Source organism: Kordiimonas lacus, assembly GCF_001550055.1.
GTDB classification, from domain to species: Bacteria; Pseudomonadota; Alphaproteobacteria; order Sphingomonadales; family Kordiimonadaceae; genus Kordiimonas; species Kordiimonas lacus.
The window spans coordinates 450,842-471,335 of the sequence record NZ_LRUA01000010.1; the positions used below are offsets into that span (position 1 = coordinate 450,842).

Annotated in this window: 21 protein-coding genes; 14 read left to right on the forward strand and 7 right to left on the reverse strand. The window is 59.8% G+C overall.

The annotated features are described in order from the left end of the window. Positions 1-13: 13 nt before the first annotated feature. Positions 14-616 carry a TetR/AcrR family transcriptional regulator gene (locus KORLAC_RS16995; protein WP_139167388.1) on the reverse strand — a complete coding sequence of 201 codons (603 nt, stop codon included), beginning with the start codon at positions 614-616 and terminating at the stop codon, positions 14-16. A 171-nt stretch (positions 617-787) separates the two neighbouring features. Between KORLAC_RS16995 and KORLAC_RS17000 the strand changes: the two genes are divergently transcribed. The 6 genes from KORLAC_RS17000 (at position 788) to KORLAC_RS17025 (ending at position 8,295) form a co-directional block, all read left to right on the forward strand. After that, positions 788-2,047 (forward strand): parallel beta-helix domain-containing protein, encoded by a 1,260-nt coding sequence (locus KORLAC_RS17000; protein ID WP_068309391.1) that lies wholly within the window; start codon positions 788-790, stop codon positions 2,045-2,047. A gap of 4 nt (positions 2,048-2,051) precedes the next feature. Further along, on the forward strand, positions 2,052-3,137 hold the full coding sequence (locus tag KORLAC_RS17005; protein WP_068308751.1) for an SO2930 family diheme c-type cytochrome: 1,086 nt from the start codon (positions 2,052-2,054) through the stop codon (positions 3,135-3,137). 192 nt (positions 3,138-3,329) lie between these two features. Beyond that, positions 3,330-6,092, forward strand: a complete 2,763-nt coding sequence (locus KORLAC_RS17010; protein WP_068308753.1) for a TonB-dependent receptor — start codon at positions 3,330-3,332, stop codon at positions 6,090-6,092. Positions 6,093-6,224: 132 nt separating this feature from the next. Then, the gene (dapB, locus tag KORLAC_RS17015) at positions 6,225-7,019 is read left to right on the forward strand and encodes a 4-hydroxy-tetrahydrodipicolinate reductase (RefSeq protein WP_068308755.1); all 795 of its coding nucleotides are present in this window, start codon (positions 6,225-6,227) and stop codon (positions 7,017-7,019) included. Positions 7,020-7,041: 22 nt separating this feature from the next. After that, positions 7,042-7,455, forward strand: a complete 414-nt coding sequence (locus KORLAC_RS17020; RefSeq protein WP_068308757.1) for a DUF350 domain-containing protein — start codon at positions 7,042-7,044, stop codon at positions 7,453-7,455. A gap of 12 nt (positions 7,456-7,467) precedes the next feature. Further along, complete coding sequence (locus KORLAC_RS17025) at positions 7,468-8,295, forward strand: S1 family peptidase (protein ID WP_068308759.1); 828 nt, start codon at positions 7,468-7,470, stop codon at positions 8,293-8,295. Between the two features lies 1 nt (position 8,296). Here the strand turns inward: KORLAC_RS17025 and KORLAC_RS19300 are convergent, their stop codons facing one another. Genes KORLAC_RS19300 through KORLAC_RS17035 form a run of 3 tightly spaced genes read right to left on the reverse strand, consistent with a single transcriptional unit; the run spans position 8,297 to position 10,659 of the window. Next, a complete protein-coding gene (locus KORLAC_RS19300) occupies positions 8,297-8,845 on the reverse strand; it encodes an HNH endonuclease (RefSeq protein WP_074519245.1) in 549 nt (182 codons plus the stop codon). Positions 8,846-8,889: 44 nt separating this feature from the next. Next, a complete protein-coding gene (locus KORLAC_RS17030) occupies positions 8,890-9,399 on the reverse strand; it encodes a DUF2244 domain-containing protein (RefSeq protein WP_068308760.1) in 510 nt (169 codons plus the stop codon). A gap of 39 nt (positions 9,400-9,438) precedes the next feature. Then, a complete protein-coding gene (locus KORLAC_RS17035; protein ID WP_068308761.1) occupies positions 9,439-10,659 on the reverse strand; it encodes a UbiH/UbiF/VisC/COQ6 family ubiquinone biosynthesis hydroxylase in 1,221 nt (406 codons plus the stop codon). 239 nt (positions 10,660-10,898) lie between these two features. Between KORLAC_RS17035 and KORLAC_RS17040 the strand changes: the two genes are divergently transcribed. The 5 genes from KORLAC_RS17040 (at position 10,899) to KORLAC_RS17060 (ending at position 16,414) form a co-directional block, all read left to right on the forward strand. After that, the gene (locus KORLAC_RS17040) at positions 10,899-13,328 is read left to right on the forward strand and encodes an FtsK/SpoIIIE family DNA translocase (RefSeq protein WP_241493447.1); all 2,430 of its coding nucleotides are present in this window, start codon (positions 10,899-10,901) and stop codon (positions 13,326-13,328) included. Between the two features lie 8 nt (positions 13,329-13,336). Beyond that, positions 13,337-14,017: a LolA family protein gene (locus KORLAC_RS17045; RefSeq protein WP_082714758.1), complete on the forward strand. Its 681-nt coding sequence runs from the start codon at positions 13,337-13,339 to the stop codon at positions 14,015-14,017. A gap of 140 nt (positions 14,018-14,157) precedes the next feature. Beyond that, positions 14,158-14,745: a hypothetical protein gene (locus tag KORLAC_RS17050; RefSeq protein ID WP_068308765.1), complete on the forward strand. Its 588-nt coding sequence runs from the start codon at positions 14,158-14,160 to the stop codon at positions 14,743-14,745. A 29-nt stretch (positions 14,746-14,774) separates the two neighbouring features. Then, positions 14,775-15,557 carry an exodeoxyribonuclease III gene (gene xth / locus KORLAC_RS17055; protein ID WP_068308767.1) on the forward strand — a complete coding sequence of 261 codons (783 nt, stop codon included), beginning with the start codon at positions 14,775-14,777 and terminating at the stop codon, positions 15,555-15,557. A 14-nt stretch (positions 15,558-15,571) separates the two neighbouring features. Further along, the gene (locus KORLAC_RS17060; RefSeq protein WP_068308770.1) at positions 15,572-16,414 is read left to right on the forward strand and encodes a GNAT family N-acetyltransferase; all 843 of its coding nucleotides are present in this window, start codon (positions 15,572-15,574) and stop codon (positions 16,412-16,414) included. On the opposite strand, the gene KORLAC_RS17065 is transcribed toward KORLAC_RS17060, so the two are convergent. Continuing rightward, positions 16,411-17,106, reverse strand: a complete 696-nt coding sequence (locus KORLAC_RS17065; protein WP_068308772.1) for a response regulator transcription factor — start codon at positions 17,104-17,106, stop codon at positions 16,411-16,413. The genes KORLAC_RS17060 and KORLAC_RS17065 overlap by 4 nt on opposite strands. A 165-nt stretch (positions 17,107-17,271) precedes the next feature. On the opposite strand from KORLAC_RS17065, the gene ribA reads away from it, so the two are divergent. Together ribA and KORLAC_RS17075 are read left to right on the forward strand one after the other, a co-directional pair. Further along, entirely contained in the window at positions 17,272-18,366 is a 1,095-nt protein-coding gene (ribA, locus tag KORLAC_RS17070) for a GTP cyclohydrolase II (protein WP_074519244.1), read from the forward strand. Next, positions 18,366-18,893, forward strand: coding sequence for a L,D-transpeptidase family protein (locus tag KORLAC_RS17075; RefSeq protein WP_241493448.1), 528 nt, complete (start codon positions 18,366-18,368; stop codon positions 18,891-18,893). Before ribA ends, KORLAC_RS17075 begins: the two co-directional genes overlap by 1 nt. Here KORLAC_RS17075 and KORLAC_RS17080 read toward each other — a convergent pair. Together KORLAC_RS17080 and KORLAC_RS17085 are read right to left on the reverse strand one after the other, a co-directional pair. Then, positions 18,890-19,168: a hypothetical protein gene (locus KORLAC_RS17080; protein ID WP_068308774.1), complete on the reverse strand. Its 279-nt coding sequence runs from the start codon at positions 19,166-19,168 to the stop codon at positions 18,890-18,892. The two genes, KORLAC_RS17075 and KORLAC_RS17080, sit on opposite strands and share 4 nt — an antisense overlap. Next, positions 19,165-19,836 carry a YggS family pyridoxal phosphate-dependent enzyme gene (locus KORLAC_RS17085; protein ID WP_082714759.1) on the reverse strand — a complete coding sequence of 224 codons (672 nt, stop codon included), beginning with the start codon at positions 19,834-19,836 and terminating at the stop codon, positions 19,165-19,167. The genes KORLAC_RS17080 and KORLAC_RS17085 overlap by 4 nt, the downstream gene beginning before the upstream one ends. 56 nt (positions 19,837-19,892) lie before the next feature. Between KORLAC_RS17085 and KORLAC_RS17090 the strand changes: the two genes are divergently transcribed. After that, positions 19,893-20,492 (forward strand): thiamine phosphate synthase, encoded by a 600-nt coding sequence (locus KORLAC_RS17090; RefSeq protein WP_068308776.1) that lies wholly within the window; start codon positions 19,893-19,895, stop codon positions 20,490-20,492. Positions 20,493-20,494 lie beyond the last annotated feature (2 nt).

Below are 20,494 nucleotides of genomic sequence, written 5' to 3' on the forward strand. Positions count from 1 at the left end.
GGGGATGGCTTTTTTATTCGAAATAGCGGTCCAGCAGGGTGGTGATCTCGTCGATCAGGGCGTCGGCCTCGGCGTCGTCATCTTCCTCCAGGGCCTGGTCGATCAGGACGGAAAGCGTGGTGACTGCTGTACGCAGCATGACCTGCTCGCGGCCTTCTGGCAGTTGAACGCCGGCAACCGCCAATGTCTGCCGGACAAGCTCATCCAGATGACTTTCCGGCCCAGGTGTCACATCCCACAAGCTGTTGTGCGCGTTGGCCCATCGGGTCAGGTCGCGGAACGTGGGGTGGCTACGGGCCGCACGCCAGAAAACACGGATCAGCTGTTCGTGGGTTTTGCGGAAGCCCTGGCCTGGCTCCATCTGTTCAAGGGCGTTCGCTACCGTGCCGACCACGTCATCATAGGCCACCTGATGGAGAAGCCCGATGATATCATTCCTGTCTTTGAAATAGCGGTAGATAGACCCAACCGGGATACCTGCCTCGCGCGCGACAGCGGTCGTGGTGATAGCCTCGATGCCGTCCCTAGCCAGGATATCTTCCGTGCGGGCAATAATCATGTCCCGGCGGGCTTTGGCCCTCGCCTGCATGGGTTTCTGAACGGTCGTTGACGGCACGCGGTGCTCCCTTTTCAGGCGCTTTTAACCCCCGCGAGGGATACTAGTCCAGTTCCAAAAAAAATGAAACACTTTCACTTTTTCTTGACGAAAGACCAAAGCTTCTGCACTGTGGCACGCAGGAATTAATGGATTCCATTGGAGGGGAAGCCGATGGAAAAGGGGGAAGCGATGACCAGTTTCAAACATGCTCTTATGGGGCTTCTTATTCTTGTGGTGACACCGGCTGCCCTTGCGGAAGACGCGATTGTCCGGATTGATGCCAGCACTGATATTCAGGAGGCGCTGCAGGAAGCGCTGATCCTGGCTGAACCGGGCACCACTATCGAACTACCGGAAGGCACGTTTTCCTTTTCCGCCGCGCTTTCACTGGACGTGCCGGACATTACGGTGCGCGGCGCCGGGATGGACAAGACGATCCTCACTTTCAAGAACCAGATCGCCGGGTCGGAAGGTCTGTTGATCACGTCTGACCGGGTATCGATCGAAAACCTCGCGGTGGAAGACACACCCGGTGACGGCATCAAAGCCAAGGGCGTGGATACGGTTTCCTTCCGCAACGTGCGGGTTGAATGGACCCGCGGGCCGAACGCTGAAAATGGCGCATATGGCCTCTATCCCGTTGAATCGAAGAATGTGCTGATCGAGGGGTCTGTGGTCAAAGGCGCATCGGATGCCGGCATCTATGTGGGCCAAAGCCAGGACATCATTGTCAGGAATAACCGCGCCGAACTGAATGTGGCCGGGATCGAGATCGAGAACAGCTACCGCGCTGACGTCTACGGCAACACAGCCACCCGCAACACGGGCGGCATCCTGGTGTTTGACTTGCCGAACCTGCCGCAGATGGGCGGTCACAGCGTCCGGGTCTACCAGAACAAGGTCGTGGGCAACGACACCGCCAACTTTGCCCCTCCGGGCAATATCGTGGCCACTGTGCCGCGCGGTTCCGGCATCATGATCATGGCCAACCGCGAGGTAGAGGTGTTTGAGAATGAGATCGGCGAAAATGCATCTGCCAACATCCTGCTGGTTGCCTACCCGCGTGAATATAACGATCCAACCTATAACCCGCTGCCACGCCGCATCTATGTGCATGATAACAAGCATGGTCGCGCTGGCTGGGACCCGGACGGCGCCGTGAAAGACCTGATCGCACCGCGCACCGGCATGCCTGTGCCGCAGATCGTGTGGGACGGTGTTGTGGACGGCTTCTGGGCGGGCCTGTTTGGTCCTGACGATGAGGAAAGTGTCATGATCAATGAGCCGGAAGGCACCACCTTTGCCAACCTGCAGTTCGTCAAGGACCATATCCTGCCCTGGGGCGCTGACCCGGACCGGGACATTGAGGATTATGCAGGGTCCTATGAATTCCGTGGGCCGGTAGAACTGCCACAGGACAAACCTGTGGCCGTGGCTGAAAACAACTAGGGGGATGGGTCAGGTGCGTGTTCTGTTATTGGTATTGCTGACACTGGTTTTTCTGATGGGGGTAACCAGTGCCCCGGCGGTGGCGGCCCCTCCGTCCACCGCTGCAGTCAATGATGCCGCGCTCCTGACCCCGCGCCCTGCGCGCAAGCTTTCAGCCTATAATCTGTTCAAGGATGGCGCTGCCCAGGTGCCGAACGACGGGGTTTACCCTTATGACCTGGCGACGCCCCTGTTCACAGATTACGCCCACAAATACCGCTTTGTTTATGTGCCGGAAGGCAAGGCCGCGGCCTATGATGACCGCGAATCATTTGTCTTTCCCGTCGGCAGCGTCTTGGTCAAAACCTTCGCCTATCCTGCTGATTTCCGCGAGCCGGAAGAGAATATCCGCCTGATTGAGACGCGGCTTCTGATCCGCGGTGACAAGGGCTGGGCTGCCTGGGCCTATGTCTGGAACGCCGATATGACCGACGCCGACCTCAAGGTGGCGGGCAAGGTGCTGCCTGTGTCGTGGGTTGATGAAGCGGGCGACCAGCGTGACATTCAATATGTGGTGCCGAACCGCAACCAGTGCAAAGGCTGCCATGTGATGGGGGATGAATTTTCGCCCATCGGGCCAAAAGCCCGGAACCTGAATTTCACTTATGACTATGAAGGTGGTGCAGAAAACCAGCTGGCCTTTTGGGCCAACCATGGCTTGCTGGACGGAGCGCCTGCGCCCGCAGGCGCCCCCAGCGTGCCCCGCTATGATGATCCCGCAGCGCCCCTTGAGGCCCGCGCACGGGCTTATCTGGATATCAACTGCGCCCACTGCCACCGCGCCGAAGGTCCGGGGTCCACATCAGGCCTGTTCCTGACCTGGTGGGAGCAGAACAAGACAGCATGGGGCTATCTGAAGCGCCCGGTGGCGGCAGGCCGCGGGTCGGGCGGCTTCATGTTTGATATCGATCCCGGCAAGCCGGACCAATCGATCCTGATCCACCGCCTTAAATCAACCGATCCGGGCGTGATGATGCCTGAGGTCGGGCGGACAACCGTTCACACTGAAGGGGTGGAGCTTCTGAGGGAGTGGATAAAAACTATTGAGTAACAACGACATGTGTATCGGAGTAGAGAAGCTTGCTATGCTGGATTGCATGGCAGGCTGTTTGTGTTGTGGGACCGTCCTCAGGGAGATGGGAGGCGGTTTCATGAAAGCGGTCAGGCACCCATGCCAGTAACCTTGATAGGAGGTTAGCGGTGCCGGATCAGGTCAGTTAGAGGAAATAAGGGGGGGAAGCCCATGTCTACGACCAAACTGTCAAGCGCCCTGATGTCGGGCGTTAGTCTTGCCGCATGTTTATGTCTTGCACCGGCGGTCGGTGCCCAGGAAACTTCTGATAATACGCTGACACTCGAGGAAATTACCGTAACCGCGCAAAAGCGTGAGCAGTCGGCCCAGGATGTGCCGATCGCGCTGAATGCCTTTTCCGGCAATTTCCTGGAGACGGTCGCGGCGGAAGACCTCCGCGATATCACAGCCTACACGCCAGGCCTTGAAGTCTCCGGCGTGACGCAACCGCGCTTCAAGATCCGCGGTATTGAAACCAGTGACTTTGGCGTGGGCACCGACCCGGCAGTGGGCGTGTTTGTGGATGGGGTCTATGCATCCCGTTCGGGCGCCGGCATTGTGTTTTTCTCTGACCTTGAGCGGGTTGAGGTGCTGAAGGGCCCGCAAGGCACGCTTTTTGGCCGTAACACGGCGGCCGGCGCAATTTCCATCATCACCAACAAGCCGGATATGGATGAGTTTTCTGCGCGCGTGAACCTGCGGTATGGCCGCTTCGACAAGCAACGGATCGACGCCATGATCAACGCGCCGCTCACGGACACGGTGGCCATGCGCGCCAATTTCCTGGTCAACGACCAAGGCGGCTACGCCACTGATGCGCTGACGGGGGACGATTATGGTCGCGAACACAATGTCACCGGCCGGGTGCAGGTGCGGTGGGAACCAAGCGACCGCACGGCGCTTAATCTGGCGTTCGAGTTTGACCACACCAAGCAGGATGAAGACCAGCCTGTGGTGGGCGTCTCTGACGGCAGCCTGGATTTCGCACCGGGGGCAGAAACCCTCAATGACATGCCGGGCCATGTGGATTTCCTGCATGCGGTGCTGGGACCATCATTTGGCGGCCTGACGCGTGAGCAGTTCGGTGCCTTGCCGATTGCCGCGCTGACAGGCGGTGTGCCGCTTCAGGCCTTCTATGCCAACTTCACGCCGGCGGGCTATGTGCCGACGTCCGGCGGCGACTGGTCCGTGTTCCGCGACGGTAACTCCATTGGTGGCGCAGACCCTTATGGACCGTTTTCTTCTGATGTGAGGAACGGGGAAGAGAACCGTGACCTGGACGGTGTGACGCTGACCATCACCCATGATTTCGACTGGGCGACGCTGACGTCCATTTCCGCCTTCAAGCGCTTCACCTCCAACAACCTGGAGGAAGAAGACGGCACGGCGGACCCGGATTTCTATTTCGACAGTAACAACATCGAAGAGAATGAGCATATCTATCAGGAACTGCGGCTGAACGGCCAAAGCGGTGATCTGACCTGGACTATCGGCGGCAGCTATTATTGGGAAAACGCCAAGCAGAACACGGTGGTAAATGCCACCATGAATTCGATCGACACCGCGCTTTATAACCTCGGCGCCACGCCGGGCATCCTGGTGGCGAACGGCTTCAACCCGCTGGACGGCATCAATGGCTGTGAAAGCCTGTTCCTCGATACCATGAACTCGTTTGTTGGCCTGACAACCGTGCCGCTGGGCTGTATGGACCCGTCGGCCGTGGGCACGCCGCTTGAGGGCCTGTCGCTTGAGGATGTATCCAATATGGCGCTCCAGAGCTTCGATGGTCGCCTATGGACCGAGCATATGTACGGTGAAGGCACCTTCAAGGCGTTCGCCGCTTTTGCTGATGCCACCTATGCCGTGACCGACCGGCTGAACCTGACGGCGGGTATCCGTTACACCCACGACAAGAAAAGCTGGCTGTGGCGCACAGACCCGCGGGAGATTGAGGGATCTGACCTTCTTGAAATCCCGGGTGTCGGCAACCTGGCGGACATTCACCAAGCGATCCTGCAGGCGGTTGTCGGCGGGTCTGGCGACATTGTCTACAACCTGCCGATCTGCGCGGACGCCAGCACCCAGGTGTGTGAGGGTCGTGATTTTGAACGCAGCCAAAGCTGGAACAATGTCAGCCCCCGGGTGGCGGTGGATTACCGCGTCTCGGATGATGCCATGTTCTATGCCTCCTACGCGCGGGGCTACAAGGCGGGCGGCTTCAACAGCCAGGAAGTCAACAGCGAGTTCGATAACGAAAGCGTCTGGAACGTTGAAGTGGGCCTGAAGTCCCAGTGGTTCGATGACCGGGTGCGGTTCAACGCCTCTGTGTGGAAATATAAATATAACGACAAGCAGGCGATTCGCCTGGCGTCGTTCGAAAGCGGGTCTGTGCCACGCTATGTCACGGAAACGTCCGACACCGAAGGCAAGGGTGTGGATATTGAACTCTTGTGGGCGCCTGCGCCAGGCCTCCGCTTGTTCGCCAACGGCGGCTATCAGGATGTCACCTGCACCGAAAACTGCGGCATATCAGAGGTGGGCGAGCCCACCGGCGCACCAAAAGCGCGTGTTTCCTTCGGCGGTGACTATAGCTTTGGCCTCGGCGGCGATAACGGCTCCATCAACCTGCACCTGGACCACAGCTACACCAGCAAGGAACGGCTGAACGGCCAGTGCCTGTCTGAAGGCACATGCGGCACCATCGTGTGGGGCAACGGCAGCTGGGAGACCGGCAAGGCCCGGAATCTTACCAATGTGCGTATGGGCTGGACCAATGCGGATGAGGATCTGAGCATCTCGCTCTTTGTCACCAACCTGTTCGCCAACCGCTATCTTGGCGGTGCAACGGGCGTGACGGCGGAGACATTCGGCACGCCGATTTCCGAACGCGAGACGCCAAGCCTGTGGGGCATTGACCTGACAAAACGCTTCTAAGTCGTTGGCGGGCAGTGCTTTCTAAGCGCTTGCGCAAGAAAAAATAGAGATGGCCGGGTTCTGCCCGGCCTTTTCTTTTTGCCTGCTGACTGGTAGCAATTGATCAGGTTTCCAATTTTGGGGAAGACGCAGATGGCGGAAAATATTCAGATCGGGATTTTGGGCTGTATGGGCCGCATGGGGCAGGCGCTGACGGAAGAATTCCTGAAAACCGCAGGCATTACCATTGCCGCGGGGTCCGAAATTGCGTCCCATCCGGATATTGGTAAGCTCATTCCCGGCACAAATGTCCATCTTGCGGACACGGCCGAACATGTTTTCCATGAAGCCGATGTGGTGATCGATTTCACCCCGCCTGGCCAGACAGCCACCCACGCCGCGCTCGCGCGCTCGACGGAAACCGCGCTGGTTGTGGGCACCACCGGCATGACGGCAGCCGACCACGCGGCGCTCGACCGCGCGGCAGAGGCTGTGCCGATCATGCAGGCGGGCAATTATTCGCTGGGGGTCAACCTGATGATGGCGCTGGTGCGTGACGCCGCAAAGCGCCTGGGCACCGACTGGGACATCGAAGTGGTTGAAATGCATCACAGGCATAAGGTGGACGCGCCAAGTGGCACCGCCCTGATGCTCGGTGAAGCGGCGGCGGAAGGCCGCGGCCACCCGCTTGACGATTTGCGCACCAAGGCGCGCGAAGGCATCACCGGCGAGCGGAAGGAAGGCACCATTGGCTTCTCCGCAGTGCGCGGCGGCGCCGTGATTGGCGAACATGATGTTGTCTTTGCAAGCGATAGCGAGCGCCTGACCATCAGTCACCGGGCCGAAAATCGCGGTCTCTTTGCTGCGGGCGCCGTGAAAGCGGCGCTTTGGCTTGCAGGCAAGGGCGCGGGCCGCTATTCAATGACGGACGTGCTTGACCTCAAGTAGCGGTCAATTAGGGGGAGATATCATGGAAGAAGCGCTGGTTTCACTGTGGAACGGCCTGCCGTTCTTCGTCATTCATTCGGCCACCAGCCTTGTGATGCTGCTTATCGGCATCTTCATCTATACCCGTATCACGCCCCATGATGAGCTGAAGCTGATCCGCGAAGGCAATGTCGCGGCGGCCACCACGCTCGGCGGTGCCATTGTCGGCCTGTCGCTGCCGGTGGCCTTCTCGATGGCGTCATCAATGAATGTCTGGGACATTGTGGTGTGGGGCGTGATTGCACTTCTGTTCCAGCTGGCGGCCTTCCGCCTGGTGGACCTGTTCCTCAAGGGCCTGTCGCACCGGATTGAGAATGGTGAAATGGGCCCCGCGATTCTTCTGGTCTCGTTCAAGCTGGCGACAGCCGCGATCAATTCGGCAGCCATTTCGGGCTAGGGGGGCGCCGGCATGCGCCGCACGGTCGAATTTCTTTTCTATATCATCGCGATCCTCTATTTCATCGTGCGCTACGCGGACGTGGATCTGGAGGACAAGAACCCGCGCCGCCCGGCGCCGGGCGATCAGCCGCCTGCGGTCCTGACACCTGATGACGCGCCCTTGCCGCGTGCCGAGCTTGGCGATGTGGTCGTTGCGCTGGACCCACAGGCAAAAAACAGTGTGGGCACGGCCTTTGCGGTCGACAGCCGGGGTACGTTCGTGACCGCCCGCCATGTGGTGGATGGCTGCAAGCAGGTGTATCTGGTGGTTGGCCCGCGCCAGCTGGAGCCGGTCCTGTCCGCCGTTAGTGACACGCACCGTGATTTCGCCGTGTTGCGCGCCCGTGCGCTCAGGGCCCAGCCTTTCGCGCTGACGGACACAAGCCCGGGTCGCGGCACCAACGGTTTTATGATGGGGTTCCCGCAGGGCAAACCGGCGGACGTGCGCGCCACGGTCTTTGGCCGCACCTTCATGCGCTCGGAAGGGCGCTACAATGCCCGCGAAGCCGTGATCGCCTGGGTGGAGCGCGAACGCAGGCCGCTGTTTGACGGGTCGCTTGGCGGCATCTCCGGCGGGCCTGTTTTTGATGAACAGGGTTATGTGGTTGGCACCGTTGTCGCGGGTGCCCCGCGCCGGGGCCGGGTCTATACCACCCACCCACAGGTGTTTAGGAACGCCGGGCTGATCAGTGATGAGGGCAAGACCATCCAGGGCCTTCGCGCCCAGGATTTCGACAAGTCAGGCAACGCCCTAAGGGCCTCCCGCTCCATCGCGCAGGTCTACTGCAAGGTGGAGTGAACTAAGCGAGTTTCAGTAGCTTTTTTAAGTCTTTCAAACTGTAAGCTGGTTCCCTTGTGTGAACGGCTCGATGACATGTTGGGCATAGAGTAACCAAATCGCTTAGCTTTGTTTCTCTAGTGCCATTTGAAAGTGGGTCTTTGTGGTGGCACTCGACAACAGGGTTACCTTGTATTTGAGGCCTTTTGCCACATGCCTGGCACATGAACAGGTCGCGTTTTTTACATTCCTGTACAAGCCGGGGATTTCGCGACCTCGAAAGTATTTTCTGGTCTGCTTCATACCCTTCAATAGCTTTCGGGTCGTCTACAGCCAGATATTTGTACCGACTGTTGTTTTTTGATTTAAGTTTATGGCTGAGACTACATTGCGGATTTCTCTTGAAGTGTTCAAAGTGATGAGAGTTTGTTTTTGAATTGTGGGGGTTGACGGACTCCGCGCATTCAGGACAAACAAACCTCCCCTCGACCTTCTTAGAGTTCCCTTTTATTTCGAGAGCCTCCAAAACAGAAACCTCTCGCCCATCATATATGGCTGTAGTCATACTCATTTGATCTAATCCCCTAACCTAATTCTAACTTTAGCCATTGCTAGTTACCCCTTCAACCTCAACAGCTCTGGCATCAGGGCGGCCCTCAGTTTGCGGCGGTCGGTGGGGGTCAGGAAGGCGCCGAACACCAGGGTTTCACCGTGGGACGCGAGTGATAGCTGGTTGCGGTCCTCGTCGATGGTCTTGAGGTCCAGCTTCACCCAGTAAGGGTCAAAGCGCCAGCTTTCCACCCGTCCGCCCGGGTGCACGCGGGTCAGGATCAGGTCTTTCTCGCTCAGCTGCAGCGTTTCATAAAGTCGTGCCGAACGATAACTGAAATGAAACGCCAACCAGATGGCCAGAAGGTCGACCCCCAGGAAAATCACAACGGGCCAGGCGCCCACCATGATGAACCGAAGGCCCGCGAGCAGGCACACAGCGATCAGGAACCAGAACAGGCGGCGGAACTGGTGGGGCTTCAGCGACCGGTGCGGGTAGAGCGTGGCGTCGAACAGCAGCTTTCTGCCGTCGCCCATGCGCGCAGCTGTCTCGCCCGCACCTCCGCGCGCGATCATGTCATTGCTTCCCGTTTTCATGGGGCCATTATAGCAGGCCTAGAGCTGCTCGCCGCGTAACAGTTTCGGGAGGTCGCCTACGGTGCCCCGGGCATGCTGCATGAAGAAATTCTTCAGCGGCACCACCTGGTCCACCGCAGCCATGCCCACATCGCGAAGGAGCTTGATGGGCGCAATATCGTTTGAAAACAGGCGATTGAAGCCGTCTGTGATGGCGTAAACGCTGGCGTTATCTGTGGTGCGCCAGCGGCCATAGTTTTCAAGCACGCTCATGGCGCCGATATCCAGGCCCACGCGCCGGGCGTCCACCAGTGTTTCAATTAGCGCCGCCACATCCTTCAGCCCCAGGTTCAGCCCCTGGCCGGAAATGGGGTGAATACCGTGCGCGGCGTCGCCGATCAGCGCCAGCCGGTCGGCCACATAGTCCTGCCCATACTGAAGCGTCAGCGGATAGGCCCAACGCCCGCCAATCACCTTAACCTCGCCGAGGAAATCGCCAATCCGGCGCCGGACTTCGCTTTCAAACGCGCGGTCAGAAAGGCCCATGATGGTGTCGGTCAGGTGGCTTTTTTCGGTCCACACAAGCGACGAGCGATTGCCGCACAGCGGCAGGATCGCGAACGGCCCTGAGGGCAGGAAGCGTTCATGCGCGATACCGCAGTGGCTGAACTCGTGCTCAACCGAACACACAATGCCGTGCTGCTTATAGTCAATCACCGAAACCGGGATGCCCGCGTGCTGGCGCACCAGGCTGCCGCGCCCGTCCGCGCCGATGATCAGGTCGGACTTGATCACGGTGCCTGAAGTCAGCGTGGTGGTGACACCCTCCTTGGTGCGGTCGATTTCGGCAACGCGCTCGGGCGCCAGCAGTGTCACACCCTTGATTTCCTTGAGGCGCTCAAAAAGCGCGATGCGGGTATGGCGGTTTTCCACCATATGCCCGAGGGGCCCGTCGCCCAGCGTTTCATGGTCGAAATGGAGCGACAACAGGCTTGGCCCGTCGGACACGCGGATCTCCAGGATCGGCTGGGCATAGGGTTCCATATGCTTCCAGATGCCAAGGGCTTCGAAAAGCTGGCAGGAGGCGAAGGCCAGCGCGCTCGCCCGGCCGTCATACCCGGCCGCCGTCAGGTCACCCTGCGGCGCCATATCCACCACCGCGACCTCGAAACCATGCTCGGCAAGGCCGATGGCCGCGGTCATGCCCGCAAGGCCACCGCCGATGATGGTGATATCCGTTTCCAACTTTTTATCGCTCATTGCGCCTGTCCACTCACGGCAAAATCTCTCCCTTTCATGTAGGCCCCATTGGCCCCCTGTGTCCAGTGGCATGGTGCCGCAGTTGGGGTGCCGGGCAGCAGAAAGTGGCTGCCCATAAAATGCCGCACTTGTCCTCGAGCATTGATAAAGAGTAAAGTGACCGCGAACAGGACGAGAACATAGCCGCAGCGCGCCCAAGGGAGACAGGCGCGACGGGCGGTCCGGGGAGCAATTGTTACGTGTCGGCACGCAAGAAAACCGCAGCAACCAAACCAGTGAAACAGAAAAACGGCAGCGCGCCGCTGTTGCCGCCTGCCTTTGTGACTTTCATGAAAAGCACCGGCTGGCGCACGCTTGGCGTGATCCTGATGCTCATGGCTATCGGCACCTATGTGGCGCTCTTTTCCTATAATCCGGCGGACCCGACCATCAATAATGTCGCGAGCGGCGCCACAAGCAACCTTTTGGGGCCCATTGGTGCCAACGTGGCGGATGTGTTGATGCAGACGCTGGCGATGGTGGCTTTCCTGTTGCCGGTCCCCCTGTTCCTGTGGGGGCTGAAGATTGCACGGCTCAAGTGGCTACCGCATTTCTGGATCAACCTGATCATGGTGCCGGTGAGCCTGATCCTCCTGGCGATTGCCGTCAGTGTGGTCTCGCCCGCACCCGATTATGTTATCCAGCCGGGCTATGGCGGGGCGCTGGGCCAGCGGCTGTACCTGATGGTGATTGAGCTGTTCGCCAGCTTTGTGATCCCCGCCTGGGCATACGGCACGGCTTTCGCGGTGCTGGGCATCCCGGCCTTTTTCTATAGTTTCGCTCTGAATAAGGACGAATGGCGCACGATCCTGCAGACCATCCGGTATGTGCTGATGACCGTCCTGTCGTGGATTGTCTGGGGCCTGAGAATGGTCGGCCACGGCATCATGGTGACCTTCCATGCGCTGTTCCGCCGCGACAAGGGCGAGGGCGGCGACCGGGTGGAGCCTGAGATGACGCGGCCCGAGCGCAAGACGGTGGAAAAGCCAGAGCCCAAGGCGCCGGTAACGCCGGCCGCACCCAAGCGCGTCAAGGCACCGGCCAAGCCGAAGCGCGGCACGCGGGAAGTCAAGGAAGCCCAGAAAACCCTGGATTTCGGCGACGCCAACGGTTTCCTGTTGCCGCCGCTCCAATTGCTGGCACCGCCCCCGCCCCCTGAGAAGGTTGGCCGCATCAGCGCTGAAGCGCTGGAGCAGAACGCCCGCATGCTGGAAAGTGTGCTGGACGACTTTGGCGTGCAGGGCGAAATCAAGGACGTTCGCCCCGGCCCTGTGGTCACCCTTTATGAGCTTGAGCCCGCGCGCGGCGTGAAATCCGCCCGGGTGATCGGCCTTGCTGACGACATCGCGCGGTCCATGAGCGCCATCTCCGCCCGTGTGGCGGTGGTGCCTGGCCGCAATGCCATTGGTATCGAGCTGCCGAACAGCGACCGCCAGACCGTCTTCCTGCGCGAGCTTCTGGCCAGCCGCGACTATGAAGCCACCAAGGCCCGCCTGCCGGTGGCGCTGGGTAAGGACATTGGCGGTGCGCCCGTTGTGGCAGACCTGGCGTCGATGCCGCACCTCCTGGTCGCAGGGACCACCGGTTCTGGTAAGTCCGTCGGCATCAACACCATGATCCTGTCGCTTCTCTATCGCCACAGCCCCGAGACGCTGCGATTCATCATGGTTGACCCCAAGATGCTCGAGCTTTCGATTTATGACGGCATCCCGCATCTGCTGACGCCGGTTGTGACGGAACCCAAGAAGGCCGTTGTGGCGCTGAAGTGGGCAGTACGCGAGATGGAAGAACGCTACCGCAATATGTCCAAATTGGGTGTGCGGAACCTGGCGGCTTTCAACAAGCGGGTTGAAGAGGCCAAAAAGAACGGCGAGCGGTTGACGCGCGAGGTGCAGACCGGGTTCGACAAGGAAACCGGCCAGCCAATCATGGAAGAGCAGGAGTTCGACTTCCAGCCCCTGCCGTTCCTGGTGATCGTGATCGACGAGATGGCGGACCTGATGCTGGTAGCGGGCAAGGATGTGGAAGCCACCGTCCAGCGCCTGGCACAGATGGCGCGGGCTGCCGGCATCCACGTGGTGATGGCCACCCAGCGTCCGTCGGTGGACGTGATCACTGGTACCATCAAGGCGAACTTCCCGACGCGGATCAGCTTCCAGGTCACTAGTAAGATCGACAGCCGCACCATCCTGGGTGAGCAGGGCGCCGAACAGCTTCTGGGCATGGGCGATATGCTCTTCATGGCCGGGGGTGGCCGTATCACCCGCGTGCATGGGGCGTTTGTGTCCGATAATGAAGTGGAAGATGTGACAACCCACCTCAGGAAACAGGGCGCGCCGGATTATCTGTCTGAGGTGACGGAAGAACCTGAAGAAGGTTTCGACAGCCCGTTCATCCCCGGTCCATCTGGTTCGAGCGATGATGCCAACAACAGCCTCTATGATCAGGCGGTGGCGGTTGTGATCCGTGACAAGCGGGCGTCTACAAGCTATGTGCAGCGACGCCTCAAGATCGGCTACAACAAGGCCGCGTCGCTGATCGAGGAAATGGAAGAACAGGGCGTGATCAGTGCGCCGAACCATAAGGGCCAGCGCGAAGTGCTGGTGCCTGACCGGGAAGAAGAATTTTAGGAAGCGATATGCGGTCCCTACCCTTGTTTGGAGTTTATCTGGCCTTGTTGGCCCCGGCTGCTGTGGCCCAGGACACGGCCTTGCCGCCTCTTGAAGAGCAGACGGTTATCGAGGACCAGAGCCTGAAGGCGCTCCGGCAGGTGCAGGACTATATGGACGGTGTCGAGACGCTGGAGGCCGAGTTTCGCCAGCATGCGCCGAACGGCAATATCGCCACCGGCCGCCTGTATCTCGAGCGCCCGGGCTATGTGCGCTTCGACTATACGGACGAAACGCCCTTCCTGATTGTGGCCGACGGCAAAACCCTGAATTTCGTGGATTATGAAATCGGGCAGGTGACCAAATGGCCGCTCAAGAAGACGCCCCTGCGAGCGCTTCTGGGCGGCTCTGTTGATCTTGCCAGCCTGCAGGCGCACATCGAGATGGGCCGTCCTGGCTTTGAAGACCTGATCCTTTTGTCAGCGCGGGACCCGGAAAACCCGGAACAGGGCGAAATCACCCTGAACTTCATGCCGGACGACAGCATGCCCACGGGCCTTCGGCTTCTGGGCTGGCAGGTGCTGGATGCCAAGGGTGAAATCACCCAGCTGACACTGACAGACCAGAAGGTGAATACAGCACTCGATGATGCGCTCTGGACGTTTGAAGACCCACGTGGCCTGACCAAACGTCGCCGCACCCGCCGCTAGATTTGCACTCTCCATAAATGGGTCCGTTTGTGGCTTGCGAAATCACAAAACTTGCCTAAATCAGGGAAGCCCTGGCTTAGCGCTTGCGCTGACCCCGCGCAGCGGCTAGGGCTTGATCTGATCTGCTTTAAGGTGATGTGATGGATACCCAAGAAGACGATATTGATGAGGTTTTTGACGATCTGCCAAGCCTGAAGTCTGTGGCGCCCTTTGTGGCGTTGGCGGCAAACGTGCGCTGGTTCCGCACACTCGGGGAAGACCCGGACCGGGAGACGGTTGAGATCGCCCGCGCCTACGCCGAAGCGCTCGGTTTCCCGGATGCCGAACCCGGCTTCCTGGCGGACTGGGAAGAAGCCGCCGACGCGGCCGAAAACACCGAAGTCAACAGCCCAGCTTGGGAAGCGGAGGAGCAACTGCGCGCCGCGCTAACCGACGACGTGCTGGCGTTCCTTGACGAGCAGACGCTTGAGATGGTCATGACGCATGTCACTGGCGCTGTTTCCGAAGCCATTGAGGAAAGCGCTACGGAAGCCGCGCGGGACCTGCGGATTTTCGATGAGGAATTTGTGCGTGCCACGTCAGGTGCGGCAGTGCAGGCAGCCTATCAGGCGGCCTTGGCCGCCATGACCGGCGCGGACGAGGACCATCCCTTCGCGCTGAGGTTCCTGCTGTTCGAAAAAGGCCGCTGGCCCATCGGCATCATCGGCAACAGTTTTCTGATTTTCTAGAACAAAAAAGACAGGTGAGGGAGCAGCACATGCGGCTGATTACATGGAACATCAACTCGGTGCGGGCGCGCCTTGATATTGTTGCACAGCTGGTGCGGGACTATCAGCCCGATGTGCTGTGCCTGCAGGAAACCAAGGTGCAGGACCATATGTTCCCGACCGGCTTCTTCGAGGAACTCGGCCTGCCGCACCTGGCAATCCACGGCCAGAAAAGCCACCACGGTGTCGCGACGGCTTCAAAGACACCGATCGATGACCATTTCAAGATCGACTGGTGTGAAAAGGGCGACGCCCGCCATATTGCGGTCAAAGTGGACGGCATGCCGATGATCCATAATTTCTATGTGCCCGCAGGCGGGGATGAGCCAGACCCGGTGATCAACGACAAGTTCGCCCACAAGCTCAAGTTCCTGGATGAGATGACCAGCTGGTCGGCTGATCTTGACGGCGACCATATCCTGGTGGGGGACCTCAATATCGCGCCCTATGAGGACGATGTCTGGGACCACAAAAAGCTTCTGAAGGTCGTCTCGCACACGCCGGTGGAGGTTGAGGCCATGCTGAAGCTGATCGAAGCGCATGGCTGGCAGGACATCATGCGCGATTTCGTGCCGAAGGATCAGAAGCTCTATAGCTGGTGGTCCTATCGGGCGCGCGACTGGTCGGCGGCGGACAAGGGCCGACGGCTAGACCACGTCTGGACCAGCCCAAGCCTGAAAGGCAAGGCGGTGCATATGGAGGTGATCCGGGACGCGCGCGGTTGGGTAAAGCCATCCGACCACGCGCCGGTGCTGGTTGATTTCAACTTCTAACACTGGAGCCTGTCATGGCGGACTATAAAATCGAGACCATGACGGCATCAGACGTGCGCACGGCGGTGAACTGGGCGGGGCGTGAGGGCTGGAACCCGGGTCTCCATGACGCTGAAACCTTCTTTGTGGCCGACAATAGCGGCTTTTTCAAAGGCACGCTCGCGGGTGAGATTATCGCCACCGGCAGCGCCGTGATCTATGACGACAGTTACGCTTTCTGCGGGCTTTATATCGTCGCGCCAGAGCATCGCGGCAAGGGCTATGGCCTCGCGCTCACCAAAACGCGGCTCGCTTACTGCGGCGACAGGAACGTGGGTATCGACGGGGTTTTGGAGAATGTCCGCATCTATGAACGCATCGGCTATAAGCCCTGCTATGAAAACTGCCGGTTTGAGGGCGAAGCGAAAGCCGAAGCCCATGACGCGGGCGCGGTGCACGCAATCACAGCCGCTGACTTTGACGCCATCCGCGCCTATGACCGGCTGTGTTTCCCGGCGCACCGGGATGCGTTCCTGAAGGCCTGGTTGGGGCAGGGCGATGCACGGGCTGTCTGTTTCAAGGAGGATGGCGTGGTGACGGGCTATGCCGTTCGGCGCAAGTGTCTTGAAGGCCATAAGGTGGGGCCACTGTTTGCGGACGACGCCCATGTGGCGGAAACATTGTTTGGTGCCCTGCAGGCGGATATTGAAGGCGAAAAGATCATCCTCGATACGCCTGAAAATAACCCGGAGGCAATCCGGCTGGCCACATTGCACGGCATGAAAAAGGTGTTCGCCACCGCGCGCATGTACCAAAAAGGCCTGCCCGACATTCGAACAGGCCAGATATTCGGCATCACCACATTCGAGCTTGGTTAGGCCGTAAAGCCCTGCAGGCTGTAGCCGCCGGGCTCGGTGACGAGAAGGCGCGCCATGCCGGGCTCGTTCTCGATCTTCTGCCGCAGGCGGTAGACGTGGGTCTCAAGCGTGTGGGTGGTGACACCTGAATTATAGCCCCAAACCTCTGCCAGCAGCTCCTCGCGGCCCACGGCGTTGCCGCCGGCGCGGTAGAGATACTTGAGGATGGAGGTTTCCTTTTCCGTCAGGCGCACCTTCTTGCCGCTGTCTTTCTCTTCCAGAATCTTGCCCGAAGGCCGGAAGTGATAGGGGCCGATATCGAAGGTGGCGTCTTCGCTTTGCTCATACTGGCGGAAATGGGCGCGAATGCGCGCCAGGAGCACCGTAAAGCTGAAAGGTTTGGTGACATAATCGTTCGCGCCGGCGTCAAGACCCAGCACTGTATCCGCATCAGACACATTGCCGGTGAGCATGATGATCGGCACGGAAACGCCGGATTTGCGGATGCGCTTACAGAGTTCGCGGCCGTCCATATCGGGCAGCCCGACATCGAGGATAATCATGTCCACCTGGTTTTCCTTGAGGAAATCCAGCGTCTCGCAGGCGGCGCCTTTCTCAACCGTTGTGAACTCGTCACACAGGGCCAGCTGGTCCGCGAGACCTTCCCGCAGGTCTACATCATCGTCTACAAGCAGCAGTTTGCGAGTGGGCATTCCAATTATCCTCCGGCGCGTAAAATTATTTGCCATAGTATGCAATAACCAGCCCTATATAAGAAGTGGAAACAGATTGTACCATCACGCCCGGTCACATTTGTTTGATCGTTGCGCGAGGCTGTGACAAAAAGCGGCTGCTGACTTTTGGAGAATACCCGCTATATGAAGGGCATGAACATTTCTGACCAATCCCTTCTGCGCCTGGAACGCGCGGCAGACGAGCTTCGGCGTGGCCAGCCCGTTGTCGTGACGGCGGGCGACCGTGCGCTTTTTGTGATGCCGCTGGAGCTTGCCACCACGCCTGCGCTGGAGCGTTTTGATACCATGGTGACGGACAGCTTTGTGATGCTGACCAACAACCGGGCGCTGAGCCTGAAGGTGGCGGGCGAAGACTGGGCCGCCGTGCGGCTTGAGCGGCCAAGCTGGATGACGGCTGAGGACATGGTTGCGCTCGCGGACCCGACGCTTGACCTGGCGTCGCCGCTCAAAGGTCCCTACAGCCGGATCAATCACCCGTCTACCGCGCTCGATGAAGCGGCGATCAAGATGGTCAAGTGGGCGCGGCTGTTGCCGGCTGTATTGGCGGCGGAAGTAGAGGCCGCGAAGGCTTTCCCAGACCAGATGGCAGTGGACGCGGACGCGGTTCTGAATGCGGACTTCGCCCAGGCGTTGGCGCTCAGGCAGGTGGCGTCGGCGCGCGTGCCGCTCGCGGGGGCTGAGAACACACGCCTTGTTTCCTTCCGGCCCACGGCTGGCGGTATCGAGCATATTGCCATCGTGATCGGGGAGCCCAACCGGCATGACCCGGTCTTGATGCGCATCCACAGCGAATGCTTCACCGGCGACCTTCTGGGCTCCCTCAAATGCGACTGTGGCGAGCAGCTCAGGGGCGCCATCAAGGCGATTGAGGAAGCGGGCGGCGGTGTGCTTCTGTATCTGGCGCAGGAAGGCCGCGGCATCGGGCTGATCTCGAAACTGAAGGCCTATGCACTGCAGGACCAGGGCTATGACACGGTCGACGCCAACACCCGCCTCGGCTTCGACGTCGACGAACGTGTGTTCGCACCAGCAGCAGAGATGCTGAAGCAGCTTGGATTTGGGGCGGTGCGCCTGATGACCAACAACCCGGACAAAGTGGCGGGGCTGGAGCGCTTCGGCGTCACGGTAGCTGAGCGCGTGGCGCACAAATTCCCGACCAACCCGCACAATGAACAGTATCTGGCCACCAAGAAGGCCAAGACCGGGCATATCCTCTAATGACGGTCTGGACCGTGACACCGGACGCGGACGACAGCCGCCGCGGCAGGCTGACGGGCCCCATGTTCGATGCGAAATGCGCACTCGGCAAGCATGGTGTGATTGCCATGGACCGCGGCCGGGAAGGCGACGGCAAAACACCCGCCGGCACTTACCCGCTCAGGAAAGTCTTCTACCGACCTGACCGCGAGGAACCGCCGGTCACGGATTTGCCCATGGAAGCGCTGACACCCACCCATGGCTGGTGCGATGACGGGACGAGCCCGCACTATAACCAGTTGGTGCGCCTGCCGTTCGGGCCGTCACACGAGAAAATGTGGCGCGACGACTCGCTTTATGACCTTGTCGTGGTGCTGGGCCACAATGACGACCCGGTTGTACCGGGCCTTGGCAGCGCCATCTTCCTGCATGTGGTGCGTGATGGCTTCAAGCCTACGCTCGGTTGCGTGGCTATGGAAAAGGATGCCCTCAGGCGGTTCCTGCGGCAGGTAAAGCCGGACGATAAGATCAAGATCGAGCTGGGTTAGAAGTTTGGCAGGATCAATTTGGAACCCATTGGAAGTTTAATAGGCTCGTCCACCCCGTCCAGTTCCAGTGCGATGCCTACTTCGGGTGTTCCCGGTTTGCGCGCCAGTAGCGGACGCGCGGTAGCCTTGAACTCGTCGCCTGTTGGCATCAACACAGTTACTGGAAAATTCTTTGGCAACGGGTCGGACAGGACATCTGTTGGGTCGATAAAGACGACGGTTCCGTCACTGACAAGCAGAAAGCTATCAAGGATCGGGATTGTGTTTTGCGTCATGAATAATCCCGCGCGCCGAAGATAGCTGTTCCTACACGAATATCTGTCGCACCCATGGCGGCCGCGAGCGCATAGTCGCCGCTCATGCCCATCGATAGCCGCGCAAGCCCATGTTTTTTTGCGAATTTCTTGAGAAGGGCGAAGTGCAACGTCGGGTCATCATTCGCGGGCGGAATACACATGAGGCCCACGACATTGTGCCCTAAAGTGCGACAGTCTGCGAGAAGGCCTTCAAGGTCTTCGGCCAGCACGCCGCCTTTCTGCTCCTCGCGCCCGGTGTTGACCTGCAGATAGATGGGCAGCTTGCGGCCCTGCTTGTCCATCTCAGTCGCCAGGGCTTTCGCGAGTTTGGGGCGGTCGACTGACTGGATCACGTCAAACAGCGCCACGGCGTTCGACGCCTTGTTGGTCTGCAGGCCGCCGATCAGGTGCAGCTCCACATCCGGATACTCGGGCTTCAGCTCGCCCCAGCGTTCTTCGGCTTCCTGCACCCGGTTCTCACCAAACACCCTGTGGCCGGCTTCAAGTGCCGCGCGCACGCGCTCTATCGGCTGCACCTTCGAGACCGCCACCAGCTTTGGCTGGTTTTCCGCGACACCCACGTGCTTGCACATGCGGGTGATCTCTTTCTTGACCGTGTCGATATTGGCTTTGATATCCGGCATCATTCTCAGGCGTCCTTTAGGCTTGTTGGTGCCCCGTTCCTATGGGATAGCTTACCCCTATGGTCAAGAGCGAGATAACATTAAGGGCTGAAGGCGCCGCTGCCAAGATGATGACGGCCACGGGCGGCGCCCTGCCGATTTTCATCACCCACGCTGGCCGGGCACCCGACCCGGTTGCTGTGGCGCGCGGCCTGCCCCAAGGCGCCGTGGTGATCGTGCGCGACTATGACCATGCCGACCGTCGGGGCCTTGCGCGCACGCTGAGGAAGGCAACAAAGGCGCGCGGCCAGTTGCTGCTGGTCGCGGGCGACGCTGCGCTTGCGCGGGCGGTGGGGGCAGACGGTGTCCATTTACCCGAACACCAGCTGGTGCGCCCACCGGTGCTGAACGGTTTTTCGCTGGTGACCGCCGCATGCCACAGCCGCGCGGCCATGACGCGGGCGGTAGCCATCGGGGTCGATATCGTGCTGGTGTCGCCGGTGTTTGAAACGCAGAGCCATGTAGGTGTCCCCGCCCTTGGCCTGCACCGGTTTGCCCGGCTGATCGCAGGCGCGCCCTTGCCGGTCGCGGCACTTGGGGGTGTGAATAGCGAGACGGCCAAAAAACTAAGGCCGCTTGGGATAGCGGCCTTTGCAGCAATCGATGGGTTTATTGGATAGCG